Source organism: Candidatus Omnitrophota bacterium, assembly GCA_041649175.1.
GTDB lineage: Bacteria > Omnitrophota > Gorgyraeia > Zapsychrales > JBAZNR01 > JBAZNR01.
This window is the reverse complement of sequence record JBAZNR010000001.1, coordinates 1,129,684-1,150,998: the sequence shown is the minus strand read 5'-3', so window position 1 is coordinate 1,150,998 and position 21,315 is coordinate 1,129,684. Positions and strand designations below refer to the sequence as shown.

The 21,315-nt window shown below is 42.9% G+C and carries 19 protein-coding genes and 1 tRNA gene; 2 read left to right on the top strand and 18 right to left on the bottom strand.

The genetic code is table 11. The features are described from left to right. Positions 1-11: 11 nt before the first annotated feature. The 7 genes from WC676_04880 to WC676_04850 form a co-directional block, all read right to left on the bottom strand. Positions 12-746, bottom strand: coding sequence for a lipoate--protein ligase family protein (locus WC676_04880; protein ID MFA5059941.1), 735 nt, complete (start codon positions 744-746; stop codon positions 12-14). A 9-nt stretch (positions 747-755) separates the two neighbouring features. Next, positions 756-2,222 (bottom strand): aminomethyl-transferring glycine dehydrogenase subunit GcvPB, encoded by a 1,467-nt coding sequence (gcvPB, locus tag WC676_04875; protein MFA5059940.1) that lies wholly within the window; start codon positions 2,220-2,222, stop codon positions 756-758. Further along, positions 2,213-3,553 (bottom strand): aminomethyl-transferring glycine dehydrogenase subunit GcvPA, encoded by a 1,341-nt coding sequence (gene gcvPA, locus WC676_04870; GenBank protein MFA5059939.1) that lies wholly within the window; start codon positions 3,551-3,553, stop codon positions 2,213-2,215. The genes gcvPB and gcvPA overlap by 10 nt, the downstream gene beginning before the upstream one ends. Continuing rightward, entirely contained in the window at positions 3,550-3,930 is a 381-nt protein-coding gene (gene gcvH, locus WC676_04865) for a glycine cleavage system protein GcvH (GenBank protein ID MFA5059938.1), read from the bottom strand. Before gcvH ends, gcvPA begins: the two co-directional genes overlap by 4 nt. 49 nt (positions 3,931-3,979) lie before the next feature. Next, the gene (gene gcvT, locus WC676_04860) at positions 3,980-5,089 is read right to left on the bottom strand and encodes a glycine cleavage system aminomethyltransferase GcvT (protein ID MFA5059937.1); all 1,110 of its coding nucleotides are present in this window, start codon (positions 5,087-5,089) and stop codon (positions 3,980-3,982) included. Positions 5,090-5,232: 143 nt separating this feature from the next. After that, positions 5,233-7,329: a hypothetical protein gene (locus tag WC676_04855; protein ID MFA5059936.1), complete on the bottom strand. Its 2,097-nt coding sequence runs from the start codon at positions 7,327-7,329 to the stop codon at positions 5,233-5,235. Positions 7,330-7,371: 42 nt separating this feature from the next. Next, positions 7,372-7,444, bottom strand: a tRNA-Arg gene (locus tag WC676_04850). Between the two features lie 312 nt (positions 7,445-7,756). On the opposite strand from WC676_04850, the gene WC676_04845 reads away from it, so the two are divergent. Further along, positions 7,757-8,530 (top strand): ZIP family metal transporter, encoded by a 774-nt coding sequence (locus WC676_04845; protein ID MFA5059935.1) that lies wholly within the window; start codon positions 7,757-7,759, stop codon positions 8,528-8,530. Positions 8,531-8,542: 12 nt separating this feature from the next. Continuing rightward, a complete protein-coding gene (locus WC676_04840; GenBank protein MFA5059934.1) occupies positions 8,543-8,884 on the top strand; it encodes a hypothetical protein in 342 nt (113 codons plus the stop codon). 12 nt (positions 8,885-8,896) lie between these two features. On the opposite strand, the gene ftsA is transcribed toward WC676_04840, so the two are convergent. From ftsA to WC676_04785, 11 genes are read right to left on the bottom strand one after another with little or no spacing between them, the layout of a single operon-like run. Next, positions 8,897-10,123, bottom strand: a complete 1,227-nt coding sequence (gene ftsA / locus WC676_04835) for a cell division protein FtsA (protein ID MFA5059933.1) — start codon at positions 10,121-10,123, stop codon at positions 8,897-8,899. Beyond that, positions 10,120-10,881, bottom strand: coding sequence for a cell division protein FtsQ/DivIB (locus WC676_04830; GenBank protein MFA5059932.1), 762 nt, complete (start codon positions 10,879-10,881; stop codon positions 10,120-10,122). The genes ftsA and WC676_04830 overlap by 4 nt, the downstream gene beginning before the upstream one ends. After that, on the bottom strand, positions 10,871-11,818 hold the full coding sequence (locus tag WC676_04825) for a D-alanine--D-alanine ligase (GenBank protein MFA5059931.1): 948 nt from the start codon (positions 11,816-11,818) through the stop codon (positions 10,871-10,873). The genes WC676_04830 and WC676_04825 overlap by 11 nt, the downstream gene beginning before the upstream one ends. Then, complete coding sequence (murC, locus tag WC676_04820; protein ID MFA5059930.1) at positions 11,811-13,190, bottom strand: UDP-N-acetylmuramate--L-alanine ligase; 1,380 nt, start codon at positions 13,188-13,190, stop codon at positions 11,811-11,813. Before murC ends, WC676_04825 begins: the two co-directional genes overlap by 8 nt. Before the next feature lies 1 nt (position 13,191). Continuing rightward, on the bottom strand, positions 13,192-13,971 hold the full coding sequence (locus tag WC676_04815; GenBank protein MFA5059929.1) for a peptidase MA family metallohydrolase: 780 nt from the start codon (positions 13,969-13,971) through the stop codon (positions 13,192-13,194). Then, entirely contained in the window at positions 13,968-15,044 is a 1,077-nt protein-coding gene (gene murG / locus WC676_04810; GenBank protein MFA5059928.1) for an undecaprenyldiphospho-muramoylpentapeptide beta-N-acetylglucosaminyltransferase, read from the bottom strand. Before murG ends, WC676_04815 begins: the two co-directional genes overlap by 4 nt. Further along, positions 15,041-16,129, bottom strand: coding sequence for a putative lipid II flippase FtsW (gene ftsW, locus WC676_04805; protein MFA5059927.1), 1,089 nt, complete (start codon positions 16,127-16,129; stop codon positions 15,041-15,043). Before ftsW ends, murG begins: the two co-directional genes overlap by 4 nt. Positions 16,130-16,131: 2 nt before the next feature. Further along, a complete protein-coding gene (murD, locus tag WC676_04800) occupies positions 16,132-17,394 on the bottom strand; it encodes a UDP-N-acetylmuramoyl-L-alanine--D-glutamate ligase (protein ID MFA5059926.1) in 1,263 nt (420 codons plus the stop codon). After that, positions 17,394-18,482 carry a phospho-N-acetylmuramoyl-pentapeptide-transferase gene (gene mraY / locus WC676_04795; protein MFA5059925.1) on the bottom strand — a complete coding sequence of 363 codons (1,089 nt, stop codon included), beginning with the start codon at positions 18,480-18,482 and terminating at the stop codon, positions 17,394-17,396. The genes murD and mraY overlap by 1 nt, the downstream gene beginning before the upstream one ends. A gap of 3 nt (positions 18,483-18,485) precedes the next feature. Further along, positions 18,486-19,859, bottom strand: a complete 1,374-nt coding sequence (gene murF, locus WC676_04790) for a UDP-N-acetylmuramoyl-tripeptide--D-alanyl-D-alanine ligase (GenBank protein ID MFA5059924.1) — start codon at positions 19,857-19,859, stop codon at positions 18,486-18,488. Next, complete coding sequence (locus WC676_04785; protein ID MFA5059923.1) at positions 19,846-21,315, bottom strand: UDP-N-acetylmuramoyl-L-alanyl-D-glutamate--2,6-diaminopimelate ligase; 1,470 nt, start codon at positions 21,313-21,315, stop codon at positions 19,846-19,848. Before WC676_04785 ends, murF begins: the two co-directional genes overlap by 14 nt.

Genomic DNA, 21,315 nt, shown 5'->3' with positions numbered 1-21,315 from the left:
ATTGGACCAAATTAAACAACGCGCGATACATCTACGACAATATCCCTAGTTCTCTTTAAATACTCAAGGTGTTCTTTTTCTTGAAAGGTGACAGGCTCTTCTTTGTTGGCACTAAAAACTGACCGGATCGCCTGCTTGATGTCACCGGCCGGCTTAGGAAAATTGGCAACAAAATCCAAATGGCTTCGCCCGCGACGATATTCGGGAACACTTTGCGGTATCGTAAGATAGCGCTCAATATTCCCTAACGGAAAATTATACAACACTGTTCCGTGATGTAAAACGAATTTTTTGCCTCTTTTCTGGGCATTGCCGGATATCTTTTGCTCATTTGGGCCATTCATCATGGCAAGATCAGAAATGGGCTTAAAAAAAGTGTCAACACCAAGATTTTTTAAAGCGGCAATGACATTTCCTAAAATAAATTCATAGGATTTATGGATCGTTGCGACTTGCACGTTAGCTTGTTTAGACAAAATAAGCGAAAAATTCAAACAGCCTTTTCCCTGCAAAACAGTTCCTCCGCCCGATGAACGACGTAGCACTAAAATATTATCTTGAAGAACTGTTTCTTTGCGCAAATCCTGCTCGGGACGAGATGTGCGCCCCAAAACAATGAACAATTTCTCTGATTCCCAGAACCGCAGCGCTTCTCCTTGACGGCCTTCTTCCGCTAATTGCAAAAGAACATCATCAAAAAGAATATTTTCTAGCGGATCAGAAAATGATATGTCTTTTAAGACCATATAAAGAAATTATTGCCCGGGTCTTCCCTTAAAAAAGAAATTACAATCAATGTCTTTCGCCGCTTTAACCTCGTCGGGGCGGCTCACAGGCGTTGTCAGCGGAAGCGAGTGGAACATGTCCGGATCTTTTTCAACCAGCTGAGCTGCTTCGATCATTGTGGCAATAAAATGATCCATGGTTTTCTTTGATTCTGTTTCGGTCGGTTCGATCATAACCGCTTCCTTGACAATGAGAGGAAAATAAACTGTCGGAGGGTGGATGCCTTTATCGATCAAAAATTTCGCGATATCAATAGCATGCACGCCTTTTTCAGCCTGCCGCAAAGCCGAAAAAACGCATTCGTGCATACAGATGCGGTCAAAAGGAAGATGATAATATTGTTTTAACTTGCTTCGAATATAATTCGCGTTTAAAACCGCGTGATTGGCTGTCTCTAAAAGGCCTTCTTTGCCAAGCATCAAGATATACGCGAACGCTCTTAAGATAAGCCCAAAATTTCCGTAAAAAGATGCGATATATCCGATGGAATCAGGAAAGTCGTAATCAAGCGCGAACGCACCGTCGTCTCTTTTGACAACGCGCGAAATAGGTAAAAATGCGGAAATCTTCTTTTTAACGCCAACAGGGCCGGATCCGGGGCCGCCGCCACCATGAGGCGTGCTGAATGTTTTATGCAAATTAATATGCATGATATCAAATCCGACATCGCCCGGACGGCACCGCCCTAAGATCGGATTGAGATTAGCTCCGTCATAGTAAACTAATCCATCCACATCGTGAACCATTTTGGTGATCTTATCGATATCCGGATTAAAAATACCTAAAGTGTCAGGGCACGTCAACATCACACCGGCCACATCCGCATTTAACTTTTCTTTGAGCTTCACAATATCCATCAGCCCGTTTTTATCGGATGGAATGGAAATGATCTCATAACCGGCGATCGCGGCGGATGCCGGATTAGTTCCGTGCGCGGAATCAGGAATAATAATGTATTTTTTCTTATTGCCTTTGGCACGATGATACGCCGCCATCAACATAACTCCGGTCAATTCTCCGTGCGCTCCGGCGAGCGGCTGCATAGTAAAATCATCCATGCCGGTGATTTCGCTTAATAATATATCCATTTCATACAAAACTTCTAAAGCACCCTGAGTAAATAATTCACCGCCCTTTAACTGCGGTAAAAGCGGATGCAAATTGGCAAATCCGGAAAGACTGGCCGCTTTTTCCGTAAACTTTGGATTATATTTCATAGTGCATGAGCCCAAAGGATAAAACTGCGTATCGACGGAAAAATTAAGCTGGGATAGCAGCGTAAAGTGCCTTACGCAATCAAGTTCAGTCACTTCTGGAAGCTGGGAATCTTTCACGCGCAAATATTGTGCCGGCAAATGGGCCTGCACTCCAACATCGGAATTGGAAACTCTAAATCCTCTGTGACCCGTCACGCTTTTTTCAAAAATCAATTCCATAGGACATCCTTTAAATTTTGCGCGAATTTCTCAATTTCCTCTTTGGTGCGTTTTTCGGTGACCGCCACTAATAAATAGTTTTCCATGCCCGGATAATAACGGCCCAATGGAAAACCGGCCGCAAACCCCTTTTTAATCATAGCCGCCACAACTTTAGAAGCATCTTGGGGTAAAAAAACGCAAAACTCATTAAATGTCGGGGAACTTTTTTTGACTTCAACGCCTTTGATCTTTCCGATCACCTGGCGGGCAAACTCGGCTTTGTCTAAATTAAGCTGAGCCAATTCCTTTAATCCTTGTTTTCCTAAAAGCGACATGAACATCAATGACTGAGTCGCGCACAAAGCCACATTGGTGCAGATGTTTGACATGGCTTTTTCCCGTCGGATATGCTGTTCTCTGGCTTGTAAAGTATTGACAAAACAACGCCGGCCTTTCGAATCGACCGTCTGGCCAACAATTCGTCCCGGCATCTTTCGGACAAATTCCCGACGCGTTGCCATAAATCCCAAATAAGGCCCGCCAAAATTAAGCGACAATCCTAAGCTTTGCCCTTCTCCGGTTACGATATCCACACCCATCTCTCCGGGTGTTTTAAGGATACCAAGAGAAACCGGATAAACGCTTTCGATCACCAGCGCCCCGCACGTGTGCGCTTTTTGCGCAATATCCGAATGATCATCAATGGCGCCAAAGAAATTCGGATTCTGTAAAATAACTGCCGCGGTTTTATCATCTAAAAGTTTTGTTATTTCACTGCGGTCGCTTTGTCCGTGGACAACAGGCGTTTCTTTAAATTCAATATTTAAATTGCTAGTGTAGGTTTTGATGATCTTCCGATAAATTGGGCTAACCCCGCCATCTACGATCACTTTATTTCGTCCGGTCACACGCAAAGCCATCATCATGGCTTCATAAAGAGCCGTTCCTCCGTCGTACAAAGAAGCATTGGAGACTTCCATCTCCGTTAAGGCGCAAATGCAACTTTGATATTCATAAAGGGCCTGCAGTGTCCCTTGCGAACATTCCGGCTGATAGGGCGTATAGGCTGTATAAAATTCTCCTCGGGAAATAAGAGCGCTAATTGCCGCTGGCGTGTAATGATCGTAATAACCACCGCCGATAAAAAGCGTAAGGTCGTCCGCATTTTTCTTGGCTAAATGATTGATATATTCCAGAACTTCAAATTCGGATTTTCCCTGGGGAATATTGAACGACTTAGGACGGTGATGAGGCTTGATGTCCGCAAAAAGTCCGTCGATAGACTTAACGCCAACGGCTTCAAGCATCAATTTTACTTCTTCGTCGGTATTGGCAATATAGGGGTTCACTCTTCTAGGCCTTCTAAGAATTTTTCGTATTCAGCAGCCGTCATAAGATTGGATTTTTCTTCCTCATCCGCTAATTCAATTTTTGCGATCCACCCATTCTCAAAACAAGATTTATTGATCAACTCCGGCTTTGAATCAAGAGCAGTGTTTACTTCAATAACCTTGCCTGACATCGGCGAAAAAATATCACTGGCCGCTTTAACGGATTCAACCGCCGCCAAACGCTCAAATTGTTCTACCTCGCTATCCACTTTAGGCAATTCAACAAAAGTAATATCACCTAAAGCCGACTGAGCGTATTCGGTGATCCCGACATATGCTGTTTCACCGTCAATATTGATCCACTCATGTTCCTTGGTATAAAAATAATGCTTCATAACTTCCATCGTTATCCTCCGCTTGCCCGCAAATTCCGGGATCTTTAAGTTAAATTTTTAACGTTCCTTTTTTATAAAATGGCCTTCCTGCCAACTGAGCGGCAATTTTGTTTTTTTCATCGCCGAAAAATATTGGTTGTCCTTTGAGGTCAATAGCGCGATCGATCAAAGCGAAACCAATTCCTTTTTGCAAGAACGGAGAAAAAGTTCCGCTGGTCACAAAACCGATTTCCCGACCATCTTCTTGGAATATTTTATGATGATGGCGCGGCGCCCGACGGCTTTCCGAGCAAAAATAGATCATTTTTCTTCTTATTCCGGACTGTTTTTCTTTCAAAAGGCCGTCTTTACCGCAGAAATCTTTACTGAGATCCACAAATTTATCTAATCCTGCTTCTAAAGGCAAAATAGCGTCATCGAGATCTTGCCCGTAAAGGCTATAGCCCATCTCTACTCTTAGGATATCGCGAGCGCCTAAACCCGCGGGTTTAATATTTTTATTTTCTAAAAGCCGCTCCCAGAGAATATTAATTTTATGCCGGGGAAAATAAATTTCAAACCCTAATTCGCCCGTATAGCCCGTTCGACTGACAATGCAGCGTTCTCCTAAAACGTCAAAATGATCAAACGAATAATAATTAAGCTTTTCAATTCCCTTCACCATATCTTTTAAGATCTCTCGGGCTAAGGGTCCTTGAATATCGAGCTTTCCGGTTTCGGGAGAAATATTTTTAAAAGATTTCTCACTCTTTAGATGGCTCAAGAAATGTTTTTCATCTTTATCAATATTGCCGGCGTTGACAACGATCATCCATTGGTCTGGCGCAAGCCGATAAACGATCAGGTCATCAATAATACCGCCGTTGTCATTAAGCGTTACCGCATAGCGGCAGGTTTTAACCGGCATATCGTTGATACTGGCAGTTACCAAAGCATCCAAACCGCTTTGAAAACAGTCGCCTTCCACTAGAAATTCGCCCATATGGCAAGTATCGAAAAGGCTGGCCAAGGTCCTGGTTTGTTGGCATTCAGATAAGATCCCAGAAGGATACGAAACAGGCATTTGCCATCCGGCGAACGGAACAACTTTTGCGCCAAGATCAATATGTGCGGAATAAAGAGGCGTTTGTTTTAGCGGCGTATCAACGTGCGACAACATGAAAAATAAAGCTTTCTATCTAGGAACTACGTATTATAAGGAAAGTACTCGTCAATGAGGCGATCAATGCTAAGACACGTTGCCATCATATAAGAATTCATAATTCTTGTAAAGATAATTTGCTTAAATTTAGCTAAAAATCCTTATTCATTGATGTAAATACGATAAAAATTGCTGTCGTCGAGTGCCCCCGTGCGATAAACAACTAAATTATACGGCCCGGGCTCTAAAGCTAGGGCTTCAGGAAATCGAAATTGAACCGATGCTCCAAAAGGATCAGCGGCAATGTCTACTGCCGGCACCGGATAAGAGGCATAATGCTTGCCGGACGGGATCCAAACGGGCTGTTCTTTTTCAATCCCGTAAAGATACGCCACTAAACTATCCTTAGGATTACCAACTTTATAGATCCGCAGTGAAAGATTGTCCATGGAAACCGGCTTGGCAACGCGCTGCTTATTCCCTTCAAACATGTAAAGAGCCTTTTGAGTTCCGATATTGCGTACTCCGTCACGCACCAAATGAACGAATTCCGCGGACGGAATATTTTCCTTCTGATCTTCATAGATTCTTTTAGCATCCAACAGCCAAACTCTTCCCTTGTCCAGATCTTCTTGGCCGATCTGGCCTAGCATCAAATATTTATAGCTCAAAACTTCTTCCTCGTGAGGCCAGATACGGCTAGATGACAGCGTCGGAAATGAAGCAAGGACATAATCATAAAAGTTCCCTTTTCGCCAAAGCTCATTTAAGAAAATATCTTCATCAAAATCATTATACGTATTACGGTTAATGTCCCGATAAATAGATTTTCCGGTCACTGGCGGCATCAAGATAACGCCGGCTTGCGGCTGAGAAATGTTCGCCATACGAACAAACCTTAACTCTTTTAAAAGCGCCGGATCAAGGCAATCCACCATATTGTATTTATACGGATGCTTGGCATAGGTATAAACTTCAGCAATGCCGCGCTTCTTGATCTCGCGGGATAAAAATGTCGTGGCCATTCGCGAAGGATAAACATCGCCGAAGTAAAGATAAGCATTAATAAAACAATTCGTGATAAAAACAAGGACAAGCAAAGAAAAAACAAGCCGCCTAGAATTAATCGAAGCTTTTTTAAACCATTCGCTTTGCAAGAAAATAAAAAGCGAATACCCTGTGAGCATGATGATCCCGACCAAAAATGAAAAATAATTCGCACCGTATTGAGCTACTTGTTTTACTTCAGCTAACACTAATCCTGAAACGCTCAGCAAGATCAATCCCGCGATGGCAAAACGAGATGAAAGTTTCTTGGTAGAAAAAATATTTTTAATAAGATACCCTACGCAAAAGATAAAAAGGGGGAAAAGCACCGGCATGATCAAAAGAAAATATTTTATGATCCAAGGCCAGCCTCCGCGTACATTTCCGTCGGGATGCTCGATCCATTGACGCAAAACAGGCTGATTATAATAAAAATGATTGTACGAACTGCTGATCTGAACGTATTCCCAATAACTTTTGATATTGCCGATCATATCGGGATAATTAACGTAGAAAAATACGCAAAGGAAACCGCCAATACCTAAAATTGTTTTAAGCAGCACCCTTGTTCTGTCTTCCCTAATAATAAGAAAGAGAACTGCGAGATAATACGGGATATAAAGACTGGAAACTGTGGAGGAATAAATAGCTAGGCACAAGGATGCGCCGGAAAAAACATAGAAAATATTCCTCCGGCCGGCTTGTTGCAATAAAAAGACTGACAATAAAAAGAAAAACAGCCCTAAGGGCTGATGCTTAACAAAAAGAACATATTGATAAGGCCAAAAACACGTCGTAAAAATAAAGAAACAAGCGAGGCCCACCAAAGTTCCCCAGTAAAACCTCGTCACAAAAAACACTAAAATGGACGATAGCCCTACGGCGAAAATACAAACCAAGATCAGCGGCCGTAAAGTCGTTTCATCGCTCAACAGTCTCTGGAAAGCCGCGGAAGCTAAGATAAATATTTCTTTTCCATGAAGCCATTTCGTACGGGCCTCATCCAATGCTTCATGCATTTGAGAAATATGCGAAAGCGAAAATAGCTTTGTTGCCGCGGGTAAATAATAGGCTTCCGCATCCGTTGGCCAGAAATTAATATCCCAGACAGAGACCGTTAAACAAACAGAAGCAACAAGGGAAAGGAGAAAAACCAGCAGGACACATTTTTTAATAACGGAAGGATTTTTGAAATATTCGTTTATGGACACGGAGCGTATCAAACCTTTTTAAAGGGCCTATCAGAAATTAAACGCGCCCAGAGGGAGTCGAACCCCCAACCCTTTGGTCCGAAGCCAAATGCTCTATCCATTGAGCTATGGGCGCATAAAGTCCTATTAAAATCCGAAGCCAAATGCTCTATTCCCGACGTTCTCAGCTAAAAAAATGGAAAGTCGGGACTCCGACCTTTAATACATTATTAAAGCGTCGGAGCCATTGAGCTATGGGCGCAATCTTTTAGATCTCAAAATATCAAATAGTGCACCGTTATTATATCAGCGCTTTATTAAAACGCAAGACGCTCAAACAAAACAAAAAAATATTTCTCTGTAAACTTATTTTATTTTTTTCACGCTCAATGTTGAGAAATTTTCTCTTTTATTTCCTTTTTCCCTGTGTTACCATCAAAATATTCTTATGGATCAATCCTCTGTAATTCTTTGGACTGCCTTTACCGGAATTATCAGCGCCCTGGCCACAGGATTAGGCGCTATCCCGGTTCATTTTATCCAGGCAGGCTCTAAATCGATCCGCGCTTACGCCTCTGCCATTGCCGCCGGAATGATGATCTCGGCATCTGTTTTCTCTCTAGCCCAAGAAGGCATTGCTCTTAAAACTAAATTTCCCGCAGCGCCATATATTGTTATGATCGGGCTGCTTTTGGGCGCCGCTTTTTTTTGGTTCTACGACAAGAAATTTGCCAACGATAACTCCGAACACCATTTTGCCAAAGACTTAAGCAAGCGCGGCTACCTTATTTTCTTAGCCATGTTCGTTCATTCTATCCCCGAAGGCATCGCTATCGGCGTCGGATTTGCGACGGGAAATTTTACCTTTGGATTGATCATGGCCATTGCCATTTCGGTGCACAATATTCCCGAAGGCATTGCCATTTCTCTTCCGCTCAAACAAGACGGAGTTTCGACAGCGCGCTGCGCCTGGTATTCAATTCTCTCCAGCGCTCCGCAACCGATCATGGCCGTCCCTTCAGCAATGATCGCCTGGTTTTTCGAACCGCTTCTTCCTATTGGATTAGGATTTGCGGGAGGCGCTATGATCTATCTGGTTATTTCGGAATTAATTCCCGATGCCCTGCGCGAAGGCAATAAATCTATTGCCGCCTGGGGAACCATGTTGGGCCTTGTTGGCATGCTTTTTATATCAACGGTCTTAAATCAAATTGCCCATTAAAAAGGAGAGCTCATGACATTTAACGACTTTATGTCCAAGGTCAGATATTGGGATAACCGAATGGCAAAATGGATGGTGCGCCATTTCTATATCCTGTTCTTTGAAATTTTTCTAGTATTTATTTTTATCGGACTTTTTATCGTAACGCTCAAAGCCATTGATCTAAGCCATATAGCGCTTGGCGGGACCACGATCGAACAATTACTTTTCCTGCAGATGGGAGGAATGCTTTTGATCGCCCTCTTGATCTTGCTTAATTCATTCTGGATGCTTTATGTTTTTAACGGGATCCTGCGAATGAACTCAAATCTTAAAGAGATCAATTTCAATCTGACCAAACACCGAAATTCTTAAAAACATTCACTTCTAGAAGTATTCCTCATAAAGCTCGCGGATACGGTGAAAAACATTTTTAACATGACCGCGGGGTTGAGGCGAGACAGAAAAATCAGCAAGCCTTGACGTTGCTCCTTGAGCTAAACTGATCGCCGCGCCAAAAACAACCGCATTGTTCACGCCCGAAGCAGCCGCGCCGATACGCCCCATCATTGACGCCATTTTTGTTGTTTCCTCGACACGCTCAATAAATCCCGGCAATAACGCTCCGCCCCCACCGACAACAATGCCGCCCGCCAATTTGTCGGACAATCCCGAAGATTGGATTGTGTTCGAAATGGCGTTCACCAGTTTTGTGATTTCCGGCTCAATGGCTTCATAAATTTTTTCCCGGCGGATAGGCATGTAATTTGCGTCACGTTTAATTAAGATCTCTCCCGTTTTCTTGGCATCATCCGCTAGGGCTACCGCGTATGATTTCTTGATGTCTTCGGCTAAATCAAAAGGAAGGTTAAGTGACTGGGCAATATTCTTGGTAACATGATCACCGCCTAAATGAATAATATCAATTTGGCGTAGCACATTATCTTTAAAAATAAGAATATCCGCCGTACTTGCGCCGACATCAATAAAAATACACCCGTCATTTCTTGATTTTTTATTTAAAACATGCTGGGCACAGCAAAGGCTGGAAAATGTCATCCGAGAAGCCTCAAAACCAACTTGATTAACCGCACGAATAATATTGCTGGCTAAAGCAACTTTGGTAAAGATCAAAAGTGAATTAACACCGAGCTTACGCCCATATAACCCCAGGGGATCAGACGATGTGTTGATGATATCATCCACGGTATAATTCTGCGGGAAATCATGCAGCATTTCTTCTTCCATCTTGATCCCTAGAAGACGCGCATGCTGGTTAACATTTCTGATATCACCGCGGGTTATCGCCTTGCCGCCCTTATCTAATAAAGGCACGACCGCGTGGCTATAACGCGACTCGATAAAATGCCCGCCAATCCCTAACTGAATATCTTTTATTTTAAGATTAATTTTCTTAGCAAGATTTTTTAGATTCTGATGAATGGCTTCCGAAAGCTCATTTAAGTCCGCAATGGAAGTTTTCTTTAAGCCAACCGTCGGTGACTCATGGACCCCTAAAATTTCCGCATGGCCGCCTGAGCGCGTCTTAACCGCGCTAGATTTAATAGATTGGGACCCAAGGTCCAACCCGCAATATATTCTTTCTCTCATCATTTTTTTCCGACGATAGGCTCCTTAAACCTCAAATCAATGTATTTAACATCCGGTAACTCTTTTTTTGCTTGCGACAAGACAAGGATGAGCGTGCGTAATTTTCGATAAACGTCATCTTCATCAAGAATAATTTTGATATCGTTGCTCAGATAGCAAGAGATCTGCGAAAGATTTGAAACATCCATTTTAGAAATTCCGTAAAAAGCCAATGTTTTATTAACCCGGAAAAATGCAATGATCCGTAGCGCAACCTGCAAGTCAGCCGTCCTAATGATAGCTCCTAAGCTGATCCGCGACTTAGGCAGATTGATCCCGGAGATGACCGGCAGATCACCGCTATCATCCCAGGATTTTGACAACACAACACCGTCCCTGTCGACAGCGAGCCTATGTGTCCCGGATTGGACCCGCGCAAACGGAATGCGTTCTTTGGCAATGACCAAAATACGGTCAGGAAAACGTTTGACGATCCTAAGTTGCCCGAACTGTGGATACTTCACCTGAAGTTGTTTTTGCAATTTATTGATATCGAGCTTAAGGATATTTTTTCCTTTTAAGCTTGCGGGGATCTCGCTTGTCTCAATGAATTTTAACGACGGCGGATACATAACGCTTCTAATAGTAAAATAACTTGATGATTCAAAGAATGAAATAACACTTTTATAGACAACAAATCCGAAGAAAGCAAAAAAAACGAGAATAATGATCGCCGGAAGGATCTTAAAAGATGATTTTGATTTTGTATTCTTATTTTTCATAAGCCAAAGAAACCAATCTTAAACATAGCTGTGAAAAGTCGATCCCCGAGATCTTAGCCGCTTTCGGTAAAAGACTCGTTGAAGTAAAGCCCGGGATGGTATTGATCTCCAAAACATACGGATTGTCTTTTGCATCGATCATCACATCAACCCGCGATAGATGGCGACAGCCTAAAACCTGATATGCCTTCAGCGCGATCTCTTGGACCTTACGGCTTAATTCCGGCGCAATAGGCGCGGGAATAAGATACTGCGTTGTTCCTGCTTGATATTTCGCTGAAAAATCAAAAAATGGATTTTGCGGTTTTATTTCAATGACCGGCAAGGCCTGATCATCTAATATACCGACGGTTAATTCTCGCCCTTTAACATAACGTTCAACAATGATATCCGGGCCAAATTTTAGAGCTTCTTGTAAGGCTAAAGCTAATTTCGCTTTATCAGTAACGATCGTAATGCCAATGCTCGACCCTTCCAAAGCCGGTTTAACCACAACCGGAAGGCCGCCTAAGCACTTAACAAGATCATCCTCAGATGCTTTTATACTACCGGAGATAATAACATGTTCCGGAACGGGAATATTATTCTTTTTAAAAATATTTTGCGACACAGCCTTATTGATCGCCAAGCGGCTTGCTTCAACGCCGGATCCGGTATAAGGAATTTTTAATTCCTCGAGGATCTGCTGGATAGCCCCGTCTTCTCCGAGCTTACCGTGCAAAGCGATGAACGCAACATTAATGGAAGACTTTTTGATCAATTCGACAATGACATGCTTCTCATGAGAGGCAATGTCAATTCCCTCGACCGAACAGCCGGAATTCTTTAAAGCTTCCAGAATAGCTCGTCCGGACCTAAGAGATATTTCTCTCTCGGACGAATATCCTCCCATCAAAACACCGATCCGGCCTAGCGCGGCAGAACTAACTTCAGGCATTATGAATGCACTCTTTCTTTACCGTTTTAAGTTTTTGCGAGAAATCTTCTGAAATACGCCCGATATCTCCGGCGCCGACAGTTAAGACCAAGTCACCGGGCTCAACAAAATTAATAAGATAGGAAGCTATTTCATCCTTTTTCAAATACACCGCAGACCGCCCATTTGACCTTATTTTATCAAACAGAACTTGAGAATTAACCCCTTCCATGGGTTTTTCACTCGCCGCATAAATATCCGTCAATACGAGATGGTCGCACGCGCCTAATGCTTTAACAAATTCTTCCATAAGGAATTTAGTCCGCGTATAGCGATGCGGCTGAAAAACGACGATCAGGCGTTTTTTTCCAAAAGACTTTGCGGCTTCCATCGTTGCCGCAATTTCGGTTGGATGATGCCCATAATCATCCAGTACAAGAATATTGCCAGCATCAGCTTTAAGCTGCATACGCCGCTGGACACCGCTAAACTCATCGAGGCTTTTTCGAATCAGAGAAAAATCAATTCCAAGCTTTAACCCTACACCGATACAAGCCAAGGCATTTAAAACATTATGTTTTCCTGGAACCTTAAGATGCACAGAACCGATCTTTTTATCTTTGGTAAAACAATCAAACTGAGACGAATATCCGCCATACTGGATATTTTCAGCGGCCAGATCATGGGAACGCGAGAAACCATATGTTGAAAAAACGCGGCCGCTTTCTTTTAAGATCTTCACCAGGCGCTCATCTTCCCCGCAGATAAAAAGATGGCCGCCGGGCTGTGTACGCATCACAAACTCTTGATAGGCACGCAGAATATTTTCCCAATTGTGATAATAATCAACGTGTTCAAAATCAATGTTCGTGATCACGGAATAAAATGGATCAAAATACAGAAAGGAGCCGTCGCTTTCATCAACCTCGGCCACAAAATACTCCCCGTCACCGAGGCTGGCATTATTCGTCGTTCCGTTGATAATTCCGCCGACAGCCGTGGTAGGATGCAGCCCTGCATTGATCAGCAAATTAGCGATCATTGATGTTGTGGTCGTTTTTCCGTGAGCGCCGCCAACCGTAACAGATCTTTTATCTTTCATTAAGATCGCCAGCATCTGGGCGCGTTTTAAAATTGGAATATTCTTCTGCTTCGCGGCGACAAGCTCCGGATTATTCTCATCAATGGCTGACGAGTAAATGACAAAATCCGGATGTTGCACATGTTTTGCATCGTGCTCTAAGAAAACTTGCGCCCCGCTTTCGCGAAGCCTTAAGGTCAGTGGGCTTTCCTTTAAGTCAGAACCGCTGACTTTTTCGCCTTTGCCAACCAACAGCAAGGCAATAGCCCCCATTCCAACGCCGCCAATTCCAATAAAATGGTAATGTTTCATTTTAGTTATTAAGATACGTTACCCACGCCTTATTTAGCTCTTCCAGATCCTTAAAGCGCATATAAACAGATCTAAGGGCATCATTAAAACGTCTGCCTTCTTTTAAGGCCCGGCAGAAATTAACAAATTTATATTCACCCGCCTCGGTGATCAAGTAATAAACAACGCTCGCCGACTCAGCATAAAAAAGATCGATCGTGTCTCGGTCCGTATTAGAATTTAGCTGCATTTCTGAAAGTTCTTTTAAAGAAACAAATCTTTTTTCTTCGATCGCTTTTCTGACAAAATCATTAACGCCCCAACGCTTCGCTTTTTCTTGATACATCGCTATCCCCTCATCCATCCACAAAGGAACATCGGCTTTAAAACCAACAAATTCCCTGAAAATAATATGCCCTAGTTCGTGCGGAAGAGTTGAATCAAAAAATCCGGCAGCTGTCGGAAATGTGCGGATGATCTTCTCGCTAAACGACGCCGAGCCATGCGACCAGCCGGCTTGCCTTCCCTCATCAATGTAGTTTTGCGCGTCATTATAAATATAAATCTTTGCTCTCTTATCCCACGACCAATTTTCATAACGAATAAATCCTAAATTCTTTGTGATCTCCTGATAATAATATTCCGCCATCTCTTCCACACTTTTCAAGAAATCCTGCGGAACATCCTTGTAATAAATAATGAAATGCTGGCAACGGTACTCCTGCCAATTATTATCGGAAAAAGCCGCGGCAGAAAATCCAAAGAAGATCGCGGCCGAGATGATCAAAACTTTTATGTTCATTCTTTAATTAACTCTATCTCGTTGGCTAAGCGAATGGCGCTATCCGCATAAAAGAATTTCTCTGCCCGCAATGCAATTTCCTCTTTCTTTATTCTTCTTGTCAGCAACTCTAGGATAACCGCTCTTAAGCGCTCAGGCGTTAATTCATGCTCTTCGATCATTTGCGCTATTTGTGCCCGGCAAAGAACTTTGGCATTTTCTTTTTGATGGCCGCCGGCAAACGGATAAGGAATAAGGACCGCCGGGAGCCTAAAAAGAGCAACTTCATTGATCGTCATCGCCCCGGCCCGGCAAATAACCAGGTCGCTTGCCATATACGCTAAATCGATCTCATCGAGAAAATCAAAAAGGCAAAAATGCATCCCCGAACGCTCATAGCTCGCTTTCAGGTCTTCATAGTCTTTTTTCCCGGAAATATGGATAATTTGAAAATCAAGGCTTTCTTTAAGCAAAATAGCCGCTTCAAAGAAATCTTTGTTGATCCTGCGGCTTCCCTGACTTCCTCCAACAATTAGTATAATCGGTTTATCAGGAGAAAGATTAAATTTTCGCAGAATTTCCTCACGCGGCAACTCATTTGGCTTCTTACGGCACGGACATCCGGTTAACACAACTTTTTTTTGATTAAAATATCTCCGGCTTTCCGCAAAACTAACCGCCACACGTTTGGAAAACTTTGACAATAAGTAATTAGCCTTGCCCGGAACAACATTTTGCTCATGGATTAATGTCGGACAACGCAAAAGAAATGCCGCCGCAACCGTCGGAAAAGCTCCATAACCGCCAAATCCGGCAACAACATCAGGCTTGAATTCCTTAAGGAATCGAAGTGCCTGCCCGGTTGCCGTCAACATACAATTGATGGAAACAAAAAAAGAAGCCAAAGACCGGTAAGCTATTCCCTTGGCGCAAAGCCCGACAAACCTAAAATTATTTTTTTCTATTTTCTCCGCAGCCAACCCCGGGGTTCCCAAAAAGACAATCTCATGCCCCCGGCTTCTTAGCTCAATGGCAACGCTTAATGCCGGAAAAACATGGCCGCCGCTACCGCCTGTCGCAATAATAATTTTCATGATTCTTGGGTGCGGGAAATGTTAAGCAATAACGCAACAGCAATAAGATTAAAAATCAACGCCGAACCTCCATAGCTAATGAACGGCATCGGCAATCCCTTTGTTGGCAAAGCTCCGATGCTGACGCCGACATTAACAACGGCTTGTAACCCCAGCATGGCCACGATGCCGACGCTTAAAAAATAACCAAAGCTTTCTTCTGTTCTCTTGGCGATCCTGGCACCTTGCCAGATAAAAAGCATGAATAAGACAACAACCGTTAATGTCCCAACCAATCCTAGTTCTTCGCCAATAATGGACAGAATAAAATCGGTATGCGCCGCCGGTAAATAAAAAAGTTTCTGCATGCTTTGCCCTAAACCAACGCCAAGAATCCCTCCTGATCCAAGAGCAATTTGCGATTGCGTCAGTTGAAAACCTATTCCTTGGCTATCGCCCCACGGATTAAGAAACGCCAAGATCCTTGTTAAACGATACGGAACTCGGACGATCAGAAGATAAATAAGCGGTAAAGACATGAGCCCGACAAGGCTAAGATGAGAGATCCTCGCGCCGGCAACAAACATCAGAACAAAGACAACGCAAGCGATAGAAACGGACGTTCCTAGATCCGGCTGTTTTAAGATCGGCAAGCAAACAATGCCTAGCATAAAAACAAGCGGCAAAAACCCTTCAACCAGATCGCGGATCTTTGTCTGTTTGCGCGCCAGAAAATCAGCAACATAGATCAATACGGCAATCTTAGCGAATTCTGACGGCTGAAAACTTAAACCAAAAACCTTAAACCAACGCCGGGCACCGTTACTTTCTTTCCCAATTCCAGGGATAAGAACCAAGATCAGCAAGAAAATCGCGACCATCAGGATCGGCTTGGCATATTTGCGCAGTTCCCGATAATCGATCGCCATTACCAAGAGCATAAGCGGCAAACCCATTGTGAGAAATAATAAATGCCGCTTCAAGAAATAAGCGCTGTCTTTTAGCTGTTGTAAAGCATAGATACTGCTGGCGCTAAAGATCATAATGATCCCTACGCAGACTAAAATAACCGTTAAAATAGCCAGTGACCGCCTGATCTCGCGCATAATTAAAGTTGAGAAACGATTTGCTTGAACACCTTTCCGCGTTCTTCAAAATTTTTGAACATATCAAAACTGGCGCACATCGGTGACAACAAGACACAATCACCCGGCACCGCAGCCCTACGCGCACTCACCACAGCACTTTCAAGGTTGCCGCATTCCTCAACATTGACAACACCGGAGAAAGCCTTTGTTATCTTTTCTTTCGTTTGTCCAATAGCGAAAATTCTCTTAACTTTACGGCCGACCAAATCACTCAGAACATCAAAACCAAGTTTTTTGTCGTAGCCGCCACAGATCATTACAATCGGCTTTTCCATCGTTGTAAGCGCCCATCGCCCAGCCTCGGGTGTTGTCGATTTTGAGTCGTTCACAAAATCAACACCATCTATGGTGCGCACTAATTCCAGCCGATGTTCAACTCCTTTAAATCCAGAGAATATTTTCTTGCACTGGTCAGGGCTTACGTCAAAAATCCTGCCAACCTCCGCAGCCGCCAAATGATTCGGATTGCGAATACCTAGCTTTTCAGATAAACCTGGAGAATTAAAATAAGAAACTTTAGATTGAACCTCCGATGCCAGATTTTTAACGATAGGGTCTTCGTAATTAAGAATGGCAAAATCATTTTTCTTTTGATTTGAAAAAATTCTTTTTTTAGCACAAAGATACTCTTCCATATCCTTATGCCGGTCTAAATGATTTTGGCTGAAATTAACAAAAACAGCCACGTGCGGACGAAAATGAATGATGGATTCCAGCTGAAAAGAGCTGATCTCAAGGACCACAAGGTCATTTTTCTTAAGGCTCGTCACATGACTGGAAAATGGCGACCCGATATTGCCGCAAAGACAAACTTTTCTTTTTGTTTCCTCGAGAACTTTAGCGATCAAGGTAGAAACGGTTGTTTTACCGTTACTGCCGGTTACCGCTATCACCGGGCAAGGGCAAAACCGAAATGCTAACTCCACCTCGCCAAAAACAGAAATATCTTTGGCTTTCGCCCAGGCAACCGGCTCGGCGCTGATTGGAACACCCGGGCTTAAAACCACCATATCGCTTTCTTCGATAAACTTTCTCGTATGGCCGCCAAATTCCATTTCAACTCGTTTTCGTTGCGGCCATTTTTCTAGAATATTCTTTAAAGACTCCTGGGGAGCTTTTTCAGAAATTTTGGGCTGGCCTTGGAAATGCAGAACTAATTCCGCGATCGCCATGCCGCTTTTACCGGAACCAATGATGGCAACTCGTTTATGCCGTAAATCCATTATCTGATCTTTAGGGTTGTTAACGTTAATAACGCGAGAATGATCGCAATGATCCAAAAACGAACAATGATCTTCGATTCATCCCATCCGGAAAGTTGTAAATGATGATGCACCGGCGACATCTTGAATAACCTTTTTCGCCGCACCTTGAAAACAAAGATTTGAAGCATGACCGAAACGACCTCGACAACGAACACTCCTCCCAGAAAAACAAGCAGGAGTTCTTTTTTGATCAACACCGAAATAACGCCAATGCTTCCGCCCAAAGCCAAGGAACCGACATCGCCCATAAAAATTGACGCCGGATAGCAATTAAACCATAAAAATCCTAAGCTAGCACCAACCATCGCCATACAAAAAACTGCTAATTCTCCTGTTCCGGGAATATAAGGAATAAATAAATACTCACTGAATCTCAAATGGCCGGTAACGTAGCTCAAAACGCTTAAAGTTAACGCGACCATGAGCGTGCATCCTATGGCTAATCCATCCAAACCATCAGTTAAATTGACCGCGTTAGATGCCCCTACAATGACCAGCATGACAAAGGGAATATAAAACATTCCCAAATCAATAACCGACTCCTTAACGAATGGAAGATCAAGCTTTGTTGATGTTGTCGGGTCAAGGTAGACAAAACATCCTACTGAAAACCCTAAAACTAGCTGCCAGGTAAACTTCGTTAATGCCGAAAGCCCGCGTTTTTTTCCTTTGTGCGTTAGCTTGATATAATCGTCAATGCCTCCCAAGACCGCAAGCCAAATACAAGTCACCAAGGCGATCAGCGTATATTTATTGGTTAAATCTCCCCACAGCAAGATGGAGAGAACAATGCTCCCGATAATAAAGATCCCGCCCATGGTGGGCGTTCCCTCTTTAGATTTTTGCAACGGATCAAGCTTATCGCAATATTCTCTTTTGACGTTTTCTCGGATATTACGCGATTTGAATTTTCGGATCAAAAAAGGGCCTAAGATAAGGCACAGGACGAACGTTGTTACAGCGGCCATGCCGGCACGAAAAGTAATATATTTAAAAATGTTGAAGCCAAAGAAAACATCCCGCAAGCTAGCTAAATAGTGAAACATATCTTAGTTTTCTTCCTTTCCTTTTAATAAAGCAATGACACGCTCCATCCGAAGCCCACGCGAACCTTTGATCAAAATAACATCTCCGGAGTTAAGATCGCTTTTAAGTATTTTATGCACGTGTTCGATGCGATGACAATGATAACTTTTAAGATTTTTATTTTGTTTTTTCGCTTCTAAAGAAATAAATTTTGATAAATTCCCTAAGGTGATGATCGAATCAATGTTCGAACGGCCTACTAGTTTTCCTATTTTACGATGCAGCTGCTCAGATTTTGACCCCAGCTCCAGCATATCACCGCAAACTAAGATTTTTCGCCCCTTTGTTTTCAAGCGGGATAACGTTTCAATGGAACTGCGTAAAGACATCGGATTGGCGTTGTAAGAATCATCTAAGATGTTCCAGGACTTCACTTTTTTAAAAACACCCCGGCCGTAAAGATTTTTGAATTCAAGAAGCGCTTCCTTGATTTTTTGATCATTGACCTTAAATAATCGCCCACAGCTAATTGCCGCTAACGCATTATAGACATTATGAGAACCGAAGACTTGCAAGCAGAATTTTTGACGATCATTGACAGTAAAACAAAGCGATCCACTATCAGGTTCCTGAATGTTTCCCGCCTTGATATCAGACTGCGATTTTATCCCAAAAGAAATAAATTCCTTCCCCTTGGCCTTGTTCGGGATTGTCCGTAAAAAACGATCATCCTTATTGAAAATGACCAACCCATTTTCTTGCATGCGCCGGATGATATTGAATTTTTCTTTAAAAACTCCGGCAGGTGTTTTTAAGAATTCTAGATGTGACTCGCCAATATTTGTGAGTAGCGAAACTGTCGGTTCCGCAATTTGTGCTAACTGCGCGATCTCGCCAAAATGATTCGTTCCCAGCTCAACAACAACGATCTTATGTGTTTTATTGAGCTTTAATAAAGTCATCGGTACGCCGATATTATTATTCAATGTCGCGATATTCTTTAAAACTTTATATTTCTTTTCTAAAACCGCGGCGATCATCTCTTTGGTGGTCGTTTTCCCGGCGCTTCCGGTAATGGCAATGACAGGGATTTTAAAGCGCCGGCGATGAAACCGGGCGATCTGCCCTAAAGCTTGCGTCGTGTCATCAACAAAAATGATCGGGATATCGGTGTGAGGAAGAGAAACTTTTTTGGAAACAATGATCGCCGCTGCCGATCTCGCAATTACCTTTCGAAGAAAGTTATGCCCGTCAAAATTCTTCCCGCAAAGAGCAATAAAAAGATCTCCGCGTTTTAAGGTTCGACTATCAGTTGAAACCGAGCGGATCAAGGCATGCCTTTTTCCGCTTAATTGACGGCCGCCCGTAGCAAGCAGAATGTCGTTAAGATTTAGCATGGAGGTATTTTTTGACAACATCACAGTCATCAAAAGAAATTGTTTTTTCCTTAAAGATCTGATACGTTTCGTGGCCTTTTCCAGCAACCACAACAACATCGTTTTTCCCTGCCAACGTAATCGCTTTTTTGATCGCTTCTTCCCTGTCCAAGATAACCGTAAAGTTTTTATTTTTGCATCCTTGAATGATCTCATTGGCGATCACTTGAGGATCTTCACTGCGAGAATTATCACTGGTGACAATGCAAAAATCAGCCAATTGGCTTGCCACCATTCCCATTTTGGGACGTTTGGTCTTATCACGGTCACCGCCGCAACCAAACACAAGAATGATCCGGCTTTTGGTAACTAATCTCAAATTTGTTAAAATATTTTTTAAGGCATCTTCGGTATGCGCGTAATCAACGAACACATGGAAATCTTGTCCGGCTTCAATGCGCTCAAGCCGCCCGGGAACATTTTCAAAATCTTCAATAGCCCGCTCAACATCCTTCATATCTATTTTTTGCCAAAGGCCTTGAGCCACTGCGGATAAAATATTATAGATATTGTGCCGTCCGATCAATTTTGTCGTCATTTTTTCAAGCTCTTTGCCATGACGTAACGTAAATTTTGAACCACTTAAACTCAATTGAATATCAGAAGCCACAATGTCAGCCTGATGCGTAATCCCATAAGTAATGACCTTGGCTTTCGTTAACGAAACAAGCCTTTTTCCATACGGATCATCCGCATTGATGATGGCCGAAGCATCTTTTGATAATCCGGAAAATAATTTTGCCTTTGCCTGAAAATAATTCTCCATATTCTGATGATAATCCATATGATCACCAGTCAAGTTCGTAAAGATCGCCGAATTAAAATCAATGCCGTCAACTCGCCCTTGATCAAGAGCATGCGAGGAAACTTCCATGGCGCAATACCCAACACCTTCTTTGACCATATCGGATAAATAGTGTTGATTGTCAATAACGCCCGGTGTTGTGTTTTTGGAGGGAAGGATCTTATTTCCGATACGATGGTTGATCGTCCCGATAACGGAACATTTTTCTGCCGCTTTGGCCAAAATAGACTCGACCAAATAAGAGGTTGTTGTCTTTCCATTGGTCCCGGTAATGCCGATGACCTTGATCTTTCGCGAAGGGTCACCATAAAAATTCTTCGCAATATCGGTCAGAAACTTTTTAGGGTCCGCAACCGCAAGAAAGCAGATACCGGCATCAAGAGCTTTTTTAACCCCGCCCGGATAACTGTCGGCAACAACAATTTTTGCTCCTTTTTTTACCGCGTCATCAATATATTGCGTTCCGTCTAAAATAGGGCCTTTGACGGCAACAAACAAGCTTCCCTTTTCGATAGCCCGCGAATCAGAGCTAACAGATCTTGCGTCAAAATCAATAAATGACGCCGGCAGGCTTTGTTTATAAATACCTTTTAGTAATTTCTCAAGTTTCAT